Raw genomic sequence first — 16,251 nt, 5'->3', positions numbered from 1 at the left:
TCAGTTACCTTAGCACTGAGGTAATCTGTCTTAGTGCTAAACAAACAGCTGCTCCTCACCGCACTCGCCCCGGCCATCTGGGGCACCACCTACCTCGTCACCACCGAGTTCCTGCCGCCCGACCGCCCGCTGCTCGCCGCCGTCATCCGGGCGCTGCCGGCCGGCCTGCTGCTGGTCGGGCTCACCCGCCGCCTGCCGAAGGGCGACTGGTGGTGGCGCTCGCTCGTGCTCGGCACGTTGAACATCGGCGCGTTCCTCGCCCTGCTGTTCGTCGCCGCCTACCGGCTGCCCGGCGGGGTCGCCGCCACCCTCGGCGCCCTGCAGCCGCTGCTGGTCGCCGGGCTGTCCACCGGCCTGCTCGGCGAACGCCTGACCCGGCGCACCGTGCTCGCGGGCCTGGCCGGCGTCGTCGGCGTCAGCCTGCTGGTCCTGCAGTCCTCCGCGCGGCTCGACGCGATCGGCGTCGCCGCGGCGGCCGGCGGCGCGGTCGTGATGGCCTTCGGCGTCGTACTGAGCAAGCGCTGGACGTCCCCCGCGCCCCTGCTGGCGACCACCGGCTGGCAGCTCGTCGCGGGCAGCCTGGTGCTCGTGCCGGTCGCGCTGGCCGTCGAAGGCGCGCCGCCCGCGTCGCTGTCCGGCGCGAACCTGGCGGGTTACGCCTATCTCTCGCTGATCGGCGCCGCCTTCGCGTACGCTCTGTGGTTCCGCGGGATCCGCGCGCTGTCCGCGACCCACGTGACGTTCCTCGGGCTGCTGAGCCCGGTCGTCGCCACCCTGCTCGGCTGGCTCGTCCTCGGCCAGCGGCTGACGCCGTGGCAGCTGCTGGGCGCGGTGATCGCGCTGGCCGCCGTCGTGGCCGCGCAGCGGCGGCCGTTGGTCCGGACGGGGGCTGATAGCTATCAGCCTTTGACAACGCCTCGCCGGGCCACCGACGCTGAAATGGTCTGAACAACTTGCGATCATCGGCCTCGACGAGGAGGCGCCCGTGCGCACGAAGACGTCCGTCCGGCAACGGCTTGTGGTGCTGGCCGCGGCACTCGCGGTGGCCACCGCGACCGCCCCCGCCGCCGAAGCGGTGCCGGCCACGATCCCCTTGAAGATCACCAACAACTCGGGCCGCGGCGACCCCGTGTACCTCTACGACCTCGGCACGAACCTGGCGACCGGGCAGCAGGGCTGGGCCGACGCGAACGGCACGTTCCACGCCTGGCCCGGCGGCGCGGTGCCGCCGATCCCGGCGCCCGACGCGTCGATCCCCGGCCCCGCGAACGGCCAGTCGATCACCATCCGGATCCCGAAGTTCTCAGGCCGGATCTACTTCTCGTACGGGCAGAAGCTGGCCTTCAAGCTCGCCACCGGCGGCCTGGTCCAGCCGGCGGTCCAGAACCCGTCCGACCCGAACGTGAACATCCTCTTCAACTGGTCCGAGTACACGCTCAACGACGGCGGCCTCTGGATCAACAGCACCCAGGTGGACATGTTCTCCGCGCCGTACGCGGTCGGTGTGCAGCCCGTGGGCGGCACCACGAGGAGCACCGGGCACCTGAAACCGGGCGGCTACAACGGTTTCTACTCGTCGCTGCGCAGCCAGCCGGGCGGCTGGGCCAACCTGGTCCGGACGCGCTCCGACGGCACGGTCCTGCGCGCACTGGCCCCGAGCCACGGCATCGAAGCCGGCGCGCTGCCCGCGACCGTGCTGCAGGACTACATCAACCGCGTCTGGACGAAGTACAGCTCGTCGACGCTGACCGTGACACCGGTGGCCGACCAGCCGAACGTGAAATACTACGGCCGCGTCTCCGGCAACACGATGAACTTCACGAACACGTCCGGCGGATTCGTGACGGCGTTCCAGAAGCCGGATTCCGACAGTGTTTTCGGCTGCTACAAGAACCTCGACGCGCCGAACGACGTCCGCGGCCAGATCTCGCGCACGCTCTGCGCGGGCTTCAACCGCTCGACGCTGCTGATGAACGCGAACCAGCCGGACACCAGCTCGGCGGGCTTCTACCAGGACGCCGTCACCAACCACTACGCGCGCAAGATCCACGCGCAGATGGCCGACGGCAAGGCGTACGCCTTCGCGTTCGACGACGTCGGCCACTACGAATCCCTGGTCAACGACGGCAACCCGGCGACGGCCTACCTGACGCTCGATCCGTTCAACTAGAGCTTCACGACGACTCTGTCCGGCCGCACCGGCGTGTTCCCGAGCAGCTCGCCCGGGGGCGCGCCGGTGCGCTCCGGCACCGGCTGCGGCTGCGCCCGGCCGCGCACCTCCACCGGCCCGCACGCGGCAGCTCCCCCACCAGCACGACGAGTACGAAAGTCCGCACGAACGACTCACCCCGACCCATCTCCACCACTCCCACCGGGCACACGGCACCCACCACCAGGCCGGTTCAGCAAGCCCCCGCTCTCACCGGATCGGCCGAGCCCGTGCGCAAAGAGGCATCACCCGTGACTGACCGGGCATCACCCGTGCCTGGCGGGGCATCGCCGCGATGCCCCGGCAATCACGCGTGATGCCTCTCCAGTCACGCGTGATGCCCGCCGGATCACGGCGGCCACGCGCGGGCCGGGTCATCATGGAGCTGTGCGGATCACGGCTTGGTGGGGCGGGCTCAGCCCGCGGCGGCGGCTGATGCTGAGCAGCGTGGCCGTCGCCGTGGTGGCCGTGGTCGTCGCCGCCGTCGCCGCCGCTTCCGGGGCCAAGGCCGCGCCCGACGCCGGGACGCCGGACCAGAACAGGCCCGGGCCGGTGCTGCTGGTCCCCGGCTACGGCGGTGGCCGGGGTGCGCTCGAGACCCTCGCCGAGCGGATCCGGCAGGCCACCGGCCGGTCCGCCGAGGTGCTCACCCTGGCCGGCGACGGCACCGGCGACCTCGTCGAACAGGCCGCCGTCCTCGCCGAAGCCGTCGAGAAGGCCTACGAGCAGGGCGCGCCTTCGGTCGACGTCGTCGGGTACTCGGCCGGCGGCGTCGTCGTGCGGCTGTGGGTCGGCCGGGAGAACGGCGACCACCAGGCCCGCCGGGTCGTGACGCTCGGCGCGCCGATGCACGGCACCGGCCTGGCCACGGCGGGCGGCGCGCTGGTCCCCGGCGGCTGTCCCGCCGCGTGCGTCCAGCTGGCGCCGGGCAGCAGTCTCCTGCAGGAGCTGGCCAAGCAGCCGCTCCCGCCGGGCCTGCCGTGGCTGTCGCTCTGGACCGACAACGACGAGACGGTGACCCCGCCGGACTCCGCCCGGGTCGACGGCGCCGTCAACGTCTCCCTCCAGCAGGTCTGCCCCGGCAACCCGGCCGGCCACGGCGACCTGCCCACCGACCCCGCCGTCACCGAGATCGTCCTGCAGGCGCTCGGCACCACCGCGCTCGAAGCGCCCGCGGAGTGCCTCAGCTCGTGACGTCCTTCGTCGCGAAGTTCGCCCACGCGGCCCCGAAGAACACCACGATGTAGCCGGCCTGCAGCAGCAGCCCGTGGTCGATGTTGCGCCACAGCACCGGATCGCGGAAGAAGTCGATCCAGGACAGCCAGTAGTGCGTCGGCAGGTAGGGGCGCACGGACGCGGCCGCGTCCAGGGTTTCCAGCACCGTGCTCGTGATGAGCACCGCCAGCCCGCCCAGCGCGGCCCCCAGCGCCGAATCGGACACCGTCGAAAGGAAGAGCGTGATCGCCGCGAACCCGAGCATCGACACGACGATGTAGGACACCGCGCCCAGCAGCCGCAGGCCCAGCGCGGAGGAGCTGAGCGACTGGCCGGACAACGACGTCACACCCGTCGGCTGCCCGCCCGGCCCGGCGACGCCCGGGTTGCCGCCGGTGCCGAACAGGATCACCCCGAGCACCAGCGACGTCAGCACGACGATGACGATCGCGGCGGTCACGTACACCGCGAGCGCCACCATCTTGGCGCCCAGCAGGCGCGTCCGGCCGACCGGGCGCACCAGCAGGTAGCGCAGGGTGCCCGTGGAGGCCTCGCCGGCGATCGCGTCGCCCGCGGTGACGGCGACCGCGATCGGCAGGAACAGCGGCAGCACCAGCGCGAGCGCGGCGGCCGGGTACAGCGCGCCGTCGTTCACCACCGCCGAGAGGAACGCCCCGCCCTGCCCCGGCGGCGGCGCGAAGTCGGCCGTCGCCAGGAAGACGCCGACGATCGCGGGCAGCAGGCACAGCAGCAGCACGCTGAACCACACCCGCGGCCGCAGCACGAGCTTCCGCAGTTCGACGCCGATCACCGCGCCGCTCCGAACCGGTCCGACCCCGGGCCCGTCAGTTCGAGGACGACCTGTTCCAGCGTCCGCTGTTCGGCGTGGATCGACGTCACGCGCACCCCCGCTTCGACGAGCAGCGCGTTCAGCGCCGCCGGATCGGCGTGCCGGATGACCAGCCGGTCGCCGTCGCGGGCTTCGAGCTGCCCGTCGAGCACCGCGGCCGCCTGGGCCGCGTCCGGCGTGCCGACCAGGATCCGGCCGGTGGCGGCCCGCAGCGTGGCCAGGTCCTCCTCCAGCACGAGCCGGCCGCGGTCGACGACGCCGACGCGGGTGCACAGCTGCTCCACCTCGGCCAGCAGGTGGCTGGAGAGGAACACCGTGGTGCCGCCCGCGTTCAGCTCGACCAGCAGCTCCCGGATCTCCTTGATGCCCTGCGGGTCGAGCCCGTTGGTCGGCTCGTCGAGGATCAGCAGGCGCGGCTTCCGCAGCAGCGCGCCGGCGAGCCCGAGCCGCTGCCGCATGCCGAGCGAGTACGCCTTGACCGGCCGCTGGTCGACCCCGCCCAGCCCGACCCGTTCGAGGGCTTCGTCGATGCGACGGCGTCGCGTGCGCCGCCCACCCCCGCGGCCCGCGGCGTCGAGCAGCGCCAGGTTCCGGCGCCCGGACAGGTGCGGGTACGCGGCCGGGCCCTCGACGAGCGCGCCGACGTCCGGCAGCACCTCGGCGACCCGCTTCGGCACCGGTTTCCCGAGCACCTCGATCTCGCCGGCGGTCGCGTAGACCAGGCCGAGCAGCATCCGGACCAGGGTGGTCTTGCCCGAGCCGTTGGGGCCCAGGAAGCCGTAGCGATCGCCTTCGCGGACGTCGAGGTCGACCGCGTCGACGGCGACCGTGCGGCCGTAGCGCTTGGTCAGCGCGCGCGTGACGATCACGGGCCACTCCGGCGCAGCCGCGACAGCTCGTCGGCGACGGACTTCAGGACGCCGGGCGTCACCGTCCCGGCCAGCAGGTAGGAGCGCCGGGACACCGAAGACCGCACGATGCCCAGCGAAAGCGGCGTGATCGACAGCTGCACGACACTGCCGGCGGCCAGCTTGACCTGCGCCCCACCGGCCTTCCCGGCGGCATCGCCCGCCGCGTTGGCCACCGTCCGCGGCACGGCGATCACGGCGAAGGCGGCCAGCCCCCGGCCATAGAGCGCGGCGCCCTGCACACCGCCGAAGTTCTCCGACACCACCGGGCGCCCGCCGAGCGACGAGGGCAGCGGCACCTGGCCGAACGCGCCGAGCGTGTCGGCGACGTCCGGGGCGCTGGTGACGCTGAACCCGGACCCGAGCACCGGCCGCGGCGCCTCGACGACCGGTGTGGTCTGCTCGAGCTGCTGGAACTCGGTGACCAGGATCGGCGCTTCCTGCCCACGCGCGGTCACTTCGACACGCACGGCGACGCCGGTCGCCGGGTCCGCCCAGACGTCGACGCGGCCGATGGTGGTGTCGGGATCGGCGGGGACGAGCCGCAGCCCGGACGCGGCGACCCCGGCGACGTTCCGCCCCGGCAGCGCGCTCACCGGATCGCCCGGCGCGGAACGCAGGATCCGCCGCGCGAGCTCGGGCGGCAGCAGGTCCCCGGCCCGCGGCAGCCGCAGGCCGGGCTCGCCGATCAGCTCGGTGAGGGTGTTGTCGCCGTAGTCCCAGGTGTATTCGCCATCGGGCAGCCGGTAGACATCGTGCTCGCCGGCGGTCCCGAGGATGTCGACGCGATACCGGTCGGGCCCGGCGTACCAGGCACGCATCGGCGTCCGCATGGAGAAGAGCGCGGTGACGGCGGCGAGGTTCGGCAGCTCCGGCAGGGCGAGCGACCCGGCGCTTTCGGCGTAACCCTGGTACGGCCGTCCGGCGGAGTCCAGAACGAGCGCCCGCAGCCGGCCGGGGTCGACCACCGCCCCGGCCGGGGAGAGCGCAGAGACGACCGAAGGAGCCGAAACAAGCACAACGGCCACGGCGGCGACGGTCGCCCACCGGCGCCGCTTCCCGTGCCGCAACACCATCGGGCATCACCTCTTGCTGTCCTTTGTACGCAGGGTCGGAGGCTCGCAGCTAGGGTCGAAGGGTGACGAATCCCGTTCATGCTGCTGTCCTGAGCTAGTTCCCGCTCCGGTCCTCCGCACACCCCGCACCTCACGCGGGTGCTTCGCCGTGCCCGCAGCAAGAACGGAAACCCCCTTACGTGGCTCACCTCGTCCTGCCCGGCGAACCCGATCGCCGGCTGTTTTCCCCGCCTTCACGGCGCGCGATCCCCGCCGACGACGGACTCTCCGCCGACACCGCCCTTCGCACGATGGCAGGCGGCGTCGCCTTGCTCTGGCAAGGCGACTACCCGGCCGCCCGCCGTCTGCTCACCGCCGTGAACCGCCGGATTCCCCAGCCCCCGCCGGACGATTACGCCCGATACCGGGCGGACCGCGCCCACCGCGCCCGGCTGCTTTCGTCGTTGTATGTGCCCCTCGATCCCGGCCACGTCATACCGTTGCGGCGGGCACCGGACGTCCGGGCCGCGTGCCGTGCGGTCTACGGGCCGCCGGCTGATGCCGCGGCGGTGCCGCTGCGGGAGCTGCTCGGGGTCATCGGAGCGGCGCAATGGCGTCACCGGGGTATCCCGGTCCCGGCCCTCGGGGCCCGCATCCACCCGCACTACGGCGTGTTCGCCCCGATCCGCCAGGAGTACGTGGACCTGGTCGCGCAGACGCCGTTGCCGAGCACGGAGCTGGCGTTCGACATCGGCACCGGAACGGGCGTGTTCGCCGCCGTCCTGGCCCGCCGCGGAGTGCGCCGGGTGATCGCGACGGACACTTCGCCCCGGGCGGTCGCGTGCGCGACCTCGAACCTGACCCGGCTCGGCTTCGCCGGCCGCACCGAAGTGGTGCAGGCGGATCTGTTCCCCCGCGGCCGGGCGCCCCTGGTGGTGGCCAACCCGCCGTGGCTGCCGGGCCGGCCGCACACAGCCCTCGATCACGCGGTGTACGACCCGGGCAGCCGCATGCTGCGCGGCTTCCTCGACCGGGCCCGCAGGCACCTGACCCCGGGCGGCGAGGCCTGGCTGGTGCTGTCGGACCTGGCGGAGCATCTGGGCCTGCGCACGCGGGGGGAACTGCTCGCCTGGATCGCGGCGGCGGGGTTGCGGGTGGCGGACCGGACGGAAGCGCTACCGCGACATCCGCGGGCGCTCGACCCCGCCGACCCGCTGCACCGGGCGCGGGCCGCGGAAGTCACTTCACTCTGGCGGCTCAGGCCATAGCGAAGGCGCTCCCGCGTGCGCGGGCGAGCTGAGCAGCCCCCGATTCCACGCTAGCGGAGGGCACCGACGGAATCGGTGCCCTCCGGCGGAGGTGCCCGCGGTTGTCCACAGCAAGGGGCTCGCACGGCGGCTCGTCCACACGCGACATACGGACCGCCGGCCGGCAACGCAAGCCGGACCAACAACGTCACCAGGCCCCGCCCTGCCGCAGGCTCGCCCTGCCACGGCAGACTCCTTCCGCGGCAAAAGCAGAGACAGGGCAAGCCTGGAACTTCCACCGCGGCAAAAAAGACTGTCCTCGCCGCACAACTACCGCTGCCACCTCACCTTCTCGAGGTGGGCCGCGGGTGGTCATCCCGCTCCTTTTCTGGGTCAGGCCAGCGCTGCGACCGCCTCCACCGCCTCGCGGGTTTCCCGCACGTTGTGGGCTCGGAACACCGCCGCGCCTGCCTGTGCCGCTATTGCCGTGGCCGCCAGGGTTCCCGCCAGGCGGTCGGGGGCTTCGACGTCCAACGTCTCGCCGATCAGGTCCTTGTTCGACAGCGCCGCCAGTACCGGCCAGCCCGTTGCCACCAGGCGGTCGAAGTGGCGCAACAACTGCAGGCCGTGCCTGGTGCTCTTGCCGAAGTCGAACGTCGGGTCGACCAGTACGCCGTCGCGGGGCACTCCGGCCGCCACCGTTCTCGATGCCGCCTCCGTCAGCTCGGCGATCACCTCCGCCACCACGTCGTCGTAGCGGGGCCAGAAGGGCCGCTCGGGCGTGGGCGCCGGGTACGGGTCGGTGCGCACCGGCATGCCGCCGACGTGCGAACACACGTATCCCGCGCCGAACTCCGCGGCGACTTCGACCAGCTTCGGGTCCGCGCCCGCCCAGGTGTCGTTGAGCAGGTCCGCGCCCGCTTCGCAGACCTGGCGGCCGACCTCGTGGCGCCACGTGTCGACGCTGATGACCAGCCCCGGGTGGCGGTGGCGCACCTCGGCGACGAACGGCACCACCCGCCTGATCTCCTCGTCGACGTCGACCTCGGGGCCCTCGCCCGCCTTCACCCCGCCGATGTCCACGATGTCGGCGCCCGCCGCGACCGCGCGGTCCACCGCGTCCAGCGCCGCGGTGTCGGCGAAGGTCGCGCCCTTGTCGTAGAACGAGTCGGGCGTGCGGTTGACGATGGCCATGACCAGGGCGCGGTCGCCGGGCATGCGACGGCCCCGGAAGACCATCTCCGGCCGGTGTGACGTCATGCGCCCAACCCTGCCAGGTCACGGCTGGGTCCGGAACGCCGCGTCCGGGCCGTCCGCCGGTTATCCTCGGGCGCGACCGAGGGGGCGAAATGAACGAGGTACCCAGCCGCAGCGACGCCGAGGCCATGATCGCCGAGGCCAAGAAGGCCCTGTGGGTGATGGTCGGCCTGCTGGCCGCGCTGTGGGTGGTCCAGCTGGTGAACGCCCCCAGCGGCTACGACCTGAGCCGGGAGTTCGGCATCGAGGCGCGCGATCCGGCGTCGCTGCCCGAAATCCTCACCTCGCCGTTCCTGCACTACAGCTGGGGCCACATCGAGGGCAACTCCGGGCCGCTGTTCGTGTTCGGCTTCCTCGCCGCCTACCGCGGGGTGAAGAAGTGGCTCGGCGTCAGCCTGCTGATCATCGTCGCCAGCGGCCTCGGCGTCTGGTTCATCTCGCCGGCGAACTCGGTCACGGTCGGCGCCAGCGGCCTGGTCTTCGGCTACTTCGGCTACATCATCGTGCGAGGCCTCTTCGACCGGCACCTGATCGACATCGTGATCGGGCTGGTGATGGCGTTGTGCTTCGCCTACCAGTTCACCTCCCTGCTGCCGACCCAGGAAGGGGTCAGCTGGCAGGGCCACCTCTTCGGGTTCGTGGGCGGCATCGTCGGCGGCTGGCTGTTCCGCGACCGGCGCCCCAAGGCGGTCGCCGCCCCCGACCCGGCGACCGCCCTGCTCCCCAAGGACGTCAGTTAGGCGGCTCGAACTCCGCCTCGACGTCGATCCGGACGTACCGGCCGATCACCGCGCGCGGCACCCGCATGCCGAGCGGGGCCCGGTCCAGCGTCCCGGTCGCCCGCACGCGGGTGCCGGTGAGCGCCGTGACGGTCAGCGTCAGCGGGCACGACGTCCCGCGCAGCCGCAGCTCGCCCGTCACTTCCCAGCCGTCGTCCTGCCGCCGGGCACCGGTGGCCGTGAAGGTCATGTCCGGCCGGGCGCCGCTGTCGAGCAGGTTCGGCTTGCGCAGGTCGGCGTCGCGACGCTCGTTCCGCGTGTCGAGCGCCCCGAGGTCCAGCTCGGCGTGGACGGCCGTCACCGCGCCGTCGCGCACCTCGACGGTGCCGGTGCGGACCGGGATCGTGCCGCCCACCCGGTTGAACCCGAAGTTGCGGACCTCGAAGGCCGCCGTCGTCCGTCCACTGCGGACGGTCCAGGTGCCGGCGCGCAGCGCGGGGGCGGTGTGCGGGCTCATCGCGCACCCGCCGGGGCCGGCAGGGCCGCGTGCCGGACGCGGTGCACGTCGACCCGGTCCGGGCCGGGCAGCAGCACCGGGTCTTCGCCGGCCAGCAGCTCGGTGGCCATGATCGCCTCCTGGACGGCTTCGATCGTCGCCGTCGACGCGCCGAACCCCACGACGAGCAGGGACCGGTCTTCGGCGACGAGGGTGTAGCTCGCGCCGACGCCCTCGATGTCGCGCACGGCGGGCCAGATGCGCTCGCGGCCCGCGCGCAGCTCGGCGGCCGACTGCTCGGCGCCGCGGGGTCCGTCGAACCAGGTGAGCTGGGCGTAGGCGGCCGCGTCCGACGCCCAGTGCGCGTCGGTGACCCGGTAGACGCCGGTGTCGAGCCAGGTGGTCCCGGCGGGCCGCCGGGCCGCGGCCGCCTCCGCGGCCGAGGCGTCGGGCCAGAAGGTGACGACGGCGCCGGCCGGGCCGCCCAGCTGGGTGAGCGTGGCGGCACCGAGGGCGCCTTCGGTGAGGTCCCGGGTTCCCAGCGGACCCCGGAACTGGTGGACGACAGCGTGCATGGTGTGCTCCTTTTCGCTGGTCACGGCGTTGGGAGTCACTCTCGCCGCCGGCGGCGTCCCGGACATCAGTGCCAGTACGGAGACCGACGCGCAAACCGGGCACGGAGGGGATACTGCTCGGGTGACGCGCAGCGAGCCGTTCGTCGGGCGGGCCGGTGCCGCGGCCGACCTGCGTGCGTGGCTCGCGGCGGCCGGCGGCGGCACCGGCGCGCTGGTGCTCGTCGGCGGTCCGGCGGGGATCGGCAAAACCCGGCTGGCCGAGACGGTCACCGGCCCGGCCGCCGTCTGGGGCCGCTGCGTCGACGACCCGGGCGCCCCGCCGCTGTGGCCGTGGCGGCGGGTGCTCCGCGCGCTGCCGGAGGCGGGTGCGGAGGTCGACCGGGCCCTGGCCGACCTCGACGACCGCGACGGCGCCGACCTGGTCGCGGCCCGGTTCCGGTTCGTGGCCGTGGCCGCGGACGCCCTGGTCGCGGCGGCCGAGCCGGACGGGCTCGTCGTCGTGCTCGAAGACGTGCACTGGGCCGACGAGGCCTCCCTGCGGCTGCTGCGGCACCTGGCCGGGGAAATCCGCCGGTCGCGGCTCGCCGTCGTCGCGACCTACCGGGACACCGACGCGGCGGGCCCGCTCTTCGAGGCGCTGCCGGAGCTGCTGGGCCGGCCGGGCACGGAGAGCCTGCGCCTGGAGCCGCTGACCGAACCCGACGTCCGCGCCTACCTCGCCGAGGTCGGCCGGGCGGGCGTCGACGCCCTCGACGCGTGGCGGCGCTCGGGCGGCAACCCGCTCTACCTCAAGGCGGTCGCCCGGTCCTCGGCGACCGGTGGCGGTGCGGCCGAGCTGCGGCACCTCGTCCGCACCACGGTCGCCGGGCTCGACACCGCGGCACGGGACCTGCTGGCGATCGCCTCGGTGCTCGGCGAGGAGGTCGACGCGCACGTCGTCGCCGAGGTGGCCGCCCGGCCGGACGGCGAGGTCGTCGCGGCGCTCGACCGGGCCGTGCGCGCCGGGGTCCTGCGGCCCGCCGTCGCCGGCTCGCGGCGGTTCGCCCACGCCGTGGTGCGCGACGGGATCTACGCCGATCTCGACCAGGGCGTCCGCGAGGAGCTGCACGCCCGGGCGGCGGCCGCGCTGGAGCCGCGGGCCGAGCCGGGCGTCGTGGCCGGGCACTGGCTGCGAGCCGCGGCGACGCCGGACGCCCTCGCCCGGGCGGCGGACTGGGCCGAAACGGCGGCCCGGGACGCCACCCGCTCGCTCGCCTTCACCGAAGCCGCCCGGTTCCTCGGCCTCGCGCTCGGCTGCCGCCGTCGCGCGGGCCGGCGCGACGGCCTCGCCGCCCTGCTCGTCGAGCTGGCGACCGCGGAGTACCGGGCGGGCCGGTTCGCGCGCAGCCTGGCCCATGCGCGCGAGGCCGCGGAGCTGACGTCCGATCCGGCGCTCGTCGCCGCCGCGGCGCTCGTCGTCCGGGACACGTCGGCGCCCGACCTGCTGCCGGAAATGGCCGAACTCACGGCGTCCGCGCTGGCGGCGACCGGGCCCGGCGCGGACCCGGCCGTGCGCGCGAAGCTCCTCGCCCAATCAGCGGCCGTGGCCGCCGATTACGGCCGGGCGACCGAAGCCGTCGGAGCCGCCGGCGAAGCCTTGGCGCTGGCCGAGCGCTCCGGCGACCAGGAGGCGCTGCTCGACGCCGTCCGCGCCCGGATGAAGATCCGCCCGTTCGAGCTGCCGCTGGCCGAGCGGCTGCGGCTCGGCGCGCTCGCCGTGGCACTGGGCGGCACGGGACGGCCCCTGGTGGCGCTGTGGGGCCACAAGTGGCGGCTGGACGCGGCGTTCGAGGTCGGCACCGTTCCCGTCGTGGACGCCGAGCTCGCCGCGATCTCGGCGCTGGCCGCGACGACCCGGCTGCCGCTCGTCCGCTGGCACGAGCTGCGGCTGCGCGCCTCGGTCGCGGCCTACCGCGGCGCGTTCGCCGAGGCCAGGGCGCAGAACCGGCTCGCGAGGGAGCTCGCCGAGGCGGAGCTGGCCGAAGACCGGTCCGCGGTCGGGATGTCGTTCGCGTTCGCGCAGCAGCTGGCGGACGTGGTCGGCGACCCGGGCGAGCTGCCCGACGGCTACGACGAGCTGCTGGCGATCGCCCCGCCGCTGCCCATCACGGTCGTCTCCCGGCCGCTCTGCGCGCTGGTCACGGGCCGCCGCGACGAAGCACGGGCCGAGTACGACGCCCTGCGTCCCCGCCTGCGCGATCCCGACTTCATCGGCCAGGCGCCGGGGATCGGGCCGAACCTCCTGCCGTTGCTGGAGGCGTTCGAAGACCGCGAAACGGCGGAGTGGCTCGCCGAGCGGCTGGCCGGCGAGTCGCCGGTCGGCTCGGGCGGGGCGGGCACCTTCTGCAGCGACTGCTCCAGCAGCTGGGCCGGCCGGCTGGCCGCGGTCCTCGGGCGGCACGCCGAGGCCGTGCCGCTGTTCGAGGAGGCGATCGCCTGGGACACGCGGCTCGGCGCCCGGCCCTACGTCGTGCACAACCGCGTCCGCCTGGCGGCCGAACTGGCCGCCCTCGGCGAGCTGTCCCGCGCGGAGACCCTGGCCCGGCAGGCCGCCGACGAAGCCCGGCGGCTCGGCATGCCCGGCTGGGTGCGGGACGCCACCGCGCTGCTCGACCGGGTCCGGAGCGAGGCCGACCCGCTCACCGGCCGCGAGCGGGAGATCGTGGCGCTGGTCGCCGGCGCGCTGAGCAACCGCCAGATCGCCCACCGGCTGGTGCTGTCCGAGCGCACGGTGGAAAGCCACGTCCGCAGCGTGCTGGCCAAGCTGGGCCTGGCGAACCGGACCGAGGTGACGGCCTGGGCGCACCGCCGCGGCCTCACCGTGCCGACCGGGGCCGGGGGCTCCGTCACCCGGAACCCCCCGTGAGCCGGTCGAACGCGAACACCGCCTCGGTGAACTGGTCCGGATCGAAGTCCATCGCCTGGTGGGCCTGGCCGCGCAGCGGCACGACGTCGGCGCCGGGGATCAGCTCCGCGACCGCCTGGGCGGCCAGCCGGAGGTAGGCCGGGCTTTCCGTGCCCGCGAACAGCCGGACCGGGACGGCGATCTCGCCGAGCCGCTCGTCGAAGGCCATGCCCTCGACGACGTCCAGCTCCCGCGGGATCGTGGGCGCGGCGGCGACCCGGGCCGGCCAGACCGGTGTCGCGCGCATCGCCTCGACGTCCGCCGGTGGGAGCCGCAACGCCTCCTGCAGGAAGGTTTCCAGGATCCGCTCGGGGTCCTGCGCGGCTCGCATCCGGCCGCGCGCGTCCGGGCCCACCACGGACCCGCCCGGCTGCGGCCGCGGCGGTTCGTAGGCCACCAGCCGCCGGACCGCCTTGGTGTGCCGGACGGCTTCCAGCGCGCAGAGGGCACCGAAGGAGTGCGCGACCAGGTAGACGTCTCCCCCGGCGGCTTCGGCGACGGCGGCGATGTCCTCGCCTTCGCGCCGGAGGTCGTAGGCGGGCGCCTCGGCTCGGCTGAGGCCCCGGCCGCGGCGGTCGACGAGGTACAGGCGGTAGCGCCGGGCCAGCCGGTCCCGCACCGCGGCCCAGCGCGTGTGGTCCGCACCGGTGCCGTGGACCAGGACCATCGGCGGGCCGTCGCCGAGGGTCTCGAAGCCGATGACCGTCCCGTCGGGCGAGGTGACCGATGCCGTCATGCTTCCGAGGCTAACGACGATCCCCGGCGCCGCCCCCGCTTCGCGCCGAAGACCGCGCGTCCGGGCAGCCTGTGTGGCGCTGTGCGGGCGCTATGAGGTCGCTGTGCATCGGGCCGCGCACGCTGCGGATGCGGTGGTGCTGTGGTGGTCTTGAGACGTGGCGATCAAGTTCCCCCGCACCGCGCTGACGGCCGCGGCGGCGTTGCTGGTCATGGGGACCGGGCTGGTCCTCGGCACCGGCACGACCGCCGAAGACGCCTATGCCGCGGGCGCGCCGGCCCCGGTCACCACTCCGGCCCCCGTCACCGTTCCGGTCGCCGCCGCCCCCGTCGCGCCGTCCGCTCCGGCGAAACCCGCCGTCGCCCCGGTCGGGGCGCTGTTCGCGAACGGCAGGCACTTCTGCTCGGCGAGCGTGGTGCACTCCGCCGCCGGCGACCTCGTGCTGACCGCCGCGCACTGCGTCCGGGACGGCATGACCTTCGCCCCTGGCTACCACGACGGTGTCGCGCCGGCCGGGATGTGGACGGTGACCTCGGTGGCCGTCGCCGGTGGCTGGACGGCTTCGGCGGACCCGGATCTGGATTTCGCGTTCCTGACCGTGCGGCAGGCCGGAAACGCGGCGTCGCTGGAAAGCGTCACCGGCGCGAACGTGCTCGGCACGAATCGCGGGTTCGAGCACCGGATCACCCTCACGGGCTACCCCGACACGACCGATTCCCCGGTGGTTTGCGAGGGGAACACGACCCGTTCCGGCCCTTATCAACTGCGGGTGGCGTGCCCCGGTTTCCCGGACGGAACCAGCGGCGGGCCGTGGGTCACCGACGGCGCCGTCATCGGCGTGATCGGCGGTTACCAGCTCGGCGGGGACACCCCGGACGTTTCCTACAGCCCCTATTTCGACGACGACATCGCGAAGCTCTACGCGTCGGTCACCGGCTGATTCCCCGGTGGAAACGCACCGGGTGAAACGCAAAGCCGGGCCCGTGTCCCTGGCGGAGGACACGAGCCCGGTTCACCTTTCGCGAACGAAAGAACCTCTCAGCAGGTCACAATGAGCCCGGTGAGCGCCGAGCACGTCTTCGACGCGCTGTCGTTGGCGGGGTTGGGATCCGCGGGCGAGCTCGCCGTCCGCTTCGCCGTGGTGGTGTACGAACCGAGCGCGAGCAGGCCGCCGTTCACCGAGAACTTCGGCGTCGCCGACGCGCCGCTGGCCAGCGAAGCGACGTCACAGTTCACCGTCCGGGTGCCGGCGACGTGGGTGCAGCCGCTGCCGGAGCCGAACGACAGGCCCGCCGGATACGTTGCCACGACCCGGGTTCCGGTCGCCGCGGCCGGGCCGTTGTTCGTCACGGTGACCGTGTAGTCGATGCGCGCGTTCAGCCCGCCGTGCCCGGTGGCGCCCAGCGCGACCTTGACGTCGGCCTGCGTGGCCGGCTCGGCGACGGTGATCACCGGCCCGTCGAGGGTTTCGAAAGCGTAGTTGTCACCGACGAACTGGTGCTGCAGCGTGAACGACCCGGGCGCCGCGGTGTCCTTGACGCGCAGGGTCCACACCGTGGTCCTCGTGCCGCCGGCCTCGAGATCGCCGAACGCGGCGCGGTAACTGCTCCCGGCCTGGAAGCAGCCGACCGCCGTCGTGTTGGTGCACGACACGATGTCGGCGACGTCGACGATCGCGGTCGGCGTACCGTAAATGGCACCCTTCGCGAAAGTCACCGTGAAATCGCGGTCGTTGTGAATGGTTTGCGTGATCGTGAACGTCTGTCCCGGAAGTACCGTGGTGGGACTGACTTCGACGGAACTGGTGGGCGTGTCCGCCTGCGCGGCGGGGGCGATTGCGATGAACGCCGTGGCCAGTGCGGCCACCGAGGACAGGATCGTGGTCCGTCGCCAGCTTCTTTGCATAGTCGTCATCTCGCTGTTCCGGTCCGGGAATGCCGCTCTGACTGATGGTGCATTGGGGTCTTTTCTGGACAGCCGACGCTGATCAGTCGTCGCACTCGCGGAATTCGTTACCGCCATCCGGACCTGCCACGGCAC

16 protein-coding genes are annotated in these 16,251 nt (G+C 73.6%); 8 read left to right on the top strand and 8 right to left on the bottom strand.

Going from position 1 to position 16,251, the window contains the following annotated elements; genetic code table 11:
* The first annotated feature begins 33 nt into the window (after nt 1-33).
* From ACWED2_RS25920 to ACWED2_RS25910, 3 genes are all read left to right on the top strand, one after another.
* Nucleotides 34-948: an EamA family transporter gene (locus tag ACWED2_RS25920; RefSeq protein WP_449693071.1), complete on the top strand. Its 915-nt coding sequence runs from the start codon at nt 34-36 to the stop codon at nt 946-948.
* Between the two features lie 37 nt (nt 949-985).
* Entirely contained in the window at nt 986-2,170 is a 1,185-nt protein-coding gene (locus ACWED2_RS25915) for a glycoside hydrolase family 64 protein (RefSeq protein ID WP_449693070.1), read from the top strand.
* Between the two features lie 426 nt (nt 2,171-2,596).
* On the top strand, nt 2,597-3,403 hold the full coding sequence (locus ACWED2_RS25910) for a lipase family alpha/beta hydrolase (protein ID WP_449693069.1): 807 nt from the start codon (nt 2,597-2,599) through the stop codon (nt 3,401-3,403).
* On the opposite strand, the gene ACWED2_RS25905 is transcribed toward ACWED2_RS25910, so the two are convergent.
* Genes ACWED2_RS25905 through ACWED2_RS25895 form a run of 3 tightly spaced genes read right to left on the bottom strand, consistent with a single transcriptional unit; the run spans nt 3,393 to nt 6,258 of the window.
* Complete coding sequence (locus tag ACWED2_RS25905; protein ID WP_449693068.1) at nt 3,393-4,235, bottom strand: ABC transporter permease; 843 nt, start codon at nt 4,233-4,235, stop codon at nt 3,393-3,395. The genes ACWED2_RS25910 and ACWED2_RS25905 overlap by 11 nt on opposite strands.
* Nucleotides 4,232-5,143 (bottom strand): ABC transporter ATP-binding protein, encoded by a 912-nt coding sequence (locus ACWED2_RS25900; RefSeq protein ID WP_449693067.1) that lies wholly within the window; start codon nt 5,141-5,143, stop codon nt 4,232-4,234. Before ACWED2_RS25900 ends, ACWED2_RS25905 begins: the two co-directional genes overlap by 4 nt.
* The gene (locus tag ACWED2_RS25895; protein WP_449693066.1) at nt 5,140-6,258 is read right to left on the bottom strand and encodes a hypothetical protein; all 1,119 of its coding nucleotides are present in this window, start codon (nt 6,256-6,258) and stop codon (nt 5,140-5,142) included. Before ACWED2_RS25895 ends, ACWED2_RS25900 begins: the two co-directional genes overlap by 4 nt.
* Before the next feature lie 179 nt (nt 6,259-6,437).
* Between ACWED2_RS25895 and ACWED2_RS25890 the strand changes: the two genes are divergently transcribed.
* Nucleotides 6,438-7,505 carry a methyltransferase gene (locus tag ACWED2_RS25890; RefSeq protein ID WP_449693065.1) on the top strand — a complete coding sequence of 356 codons (1,068 nt, stop codon included), beginning with the start codon at nt 6,438-6,440 and terminating at the stop codon, nt 7,503-7,505.
* A 372-nt stretch (nt 7,506-7,877) separates the two neighbouring features.
* On the opposite strand, the gene folP is transcribed toward ACWED2_RS25890, so the two are convergent.
* Nucleotides 7,878-8,744 carry a dihydropteroate synthase gene (gene folP / locus ACWED2_RS25885; protein WP_449693064.1) on the bottom strand — a complete coding sequence of 289 codons (867 nt, stop codon included), beginning with the start codon at nt 8,742-8,744 and terminating at the stop codon, nt 7,878-7,880.
* A gap of 89 nt (nt 8,745-8,833) precedes the next feature.
* On the opposite strand from folP, the gene ACWED2_RS25880 reads away from it, so the two are divergent.
* Entirely contained in the window at nt 8,834-9,481 is a 648-nt protein-coding gene (locus tag ACWED2_RS25880) for a rhomboid family intramembrane serine protease (RefSeq protein WP_449693063.1), read from the top strand.
* Here the strand turns inward: ACWED2_RS25880 and ACWED2_RS25875 are convergent.
* Both ACWED2_RS25875 and ACWED2_RS25870 read right to left on the bottom strand, forming a co-directional pair.
* On the bottom strand, nt 9,474-9,977 hold the full coding sequence (locus ACWED2_RS25875) for a YceI family protein (protein WP_449693062.1): 504 nt from the start codon (nt 9,975-9,977) through the stop codon (nt 9,474-9,476). The genes ACWED2_RS25880 and ACWED2_RS25875 overlap by 8 nt on opposite strands.
* Nucleotides 9,974-10,531 (bottom strand): hypothetical protein, encoded by a 558-nt coding sequence (locus tag ACWED2_RS25870; RefSeq protein ID WP_449693061.1) that lies wholly within the window; start codon nt 10,529-10,531, stop codon nt 9,974-9,976. Before ACWED2_RS25870 ends, ACWED2_RS25875 begins: the two co-directional genes overlap by 4 nt.
* Nucleotides 10,532-10,652: 121 nt before the next feature.
* On the opposite strand from ACWED2_RS25870, the gene ACWED2_RS25865 reads away from it, so the two are divergent.
* Nucleotides 10,653-13,436, top strand: coding sequence for an ATP-binding protein (locus ACWED2_RS25865; RefSeq protein WP_449693060.1), 2,784 nt, complete (start codon nt 10,653-10,655; stop codon nt 13,434-13,436).
* On the opposite strand, the gene ACWED2_RS25860 is transcribed toward ACWED2_RS25865, so the two are convergent.
* Complete coding sequence (locus ACWED2_RS25860; RefSeq protein WP_449693059.1) at nt 13,417-14,211, bottom strand: alpha/beta fold hydrolase; 795 nt, start codon at nt 14,209-14,211, stop codon at nt 13,417-13,419. The genes ACWED2_RS25865 and ACWED2_RS25860 overlap by 20 nt on opposite strands.
* Nucleotides 14,212-14,368: 157 nt before the next feature.
* Between ACWED2_RS25860 and ACWED2_RS25855 the strand changes: the two genes are divergently transcribed.
* Nucleotides 14,369-15,151 (top strand): trypsin-like serine peptidase, encoded by a 783-nt coding sequence (locus ACWED2_RS25855; RefSeq protein WP_449693058.1) that lies wholly within the window; start codon nt 14,369-14,371, stop codon nt 15,149-15,151.
* Nucleotides 15,152-15,249: 98 nt separating this feature from the next.
* Here the strand turns inward: ACWED2_RS25855 and ACWED2_RS25850 are convergent, their stop codons facing one another.
* Entirely contained in the window at nt 15,250-16,077 is an 828-nt protein-coding gene (locus tag ACWED2_RS25850) for a DUF11 domain-containing protein (RefSeq protein ID WP_449693111.1), read from the bottom strand.
* Between ACWED2_RS25850 and ACWED2_RS25845 the strand changes: the two genes are divergently transcribed.
* Nucleotides 15,959-16,198 (top strand): hypothetical protein, encoded by a 240-nt coding sequence (locus tag ACWED2_RS25845; protein WP_449693112.1) that lies wholly within the window; start codon nt 15,959-15,961, stop codon nt 16,196-16,198. The genes ACWED2_RS25850 and ACWED2_RS25845 overlap by 119 nt on opposite strands.
* Nucleotides 16,199-16,251: the final 53 nt, after the last annotated feature.

The sequence above is a fragment of the Amycolatopsis sp. NPDC005003 genome (genome assembly GCF_053600695.1).
This window is presented reverse-complemented; position numbering and strand designations above follow the sequence as displayed.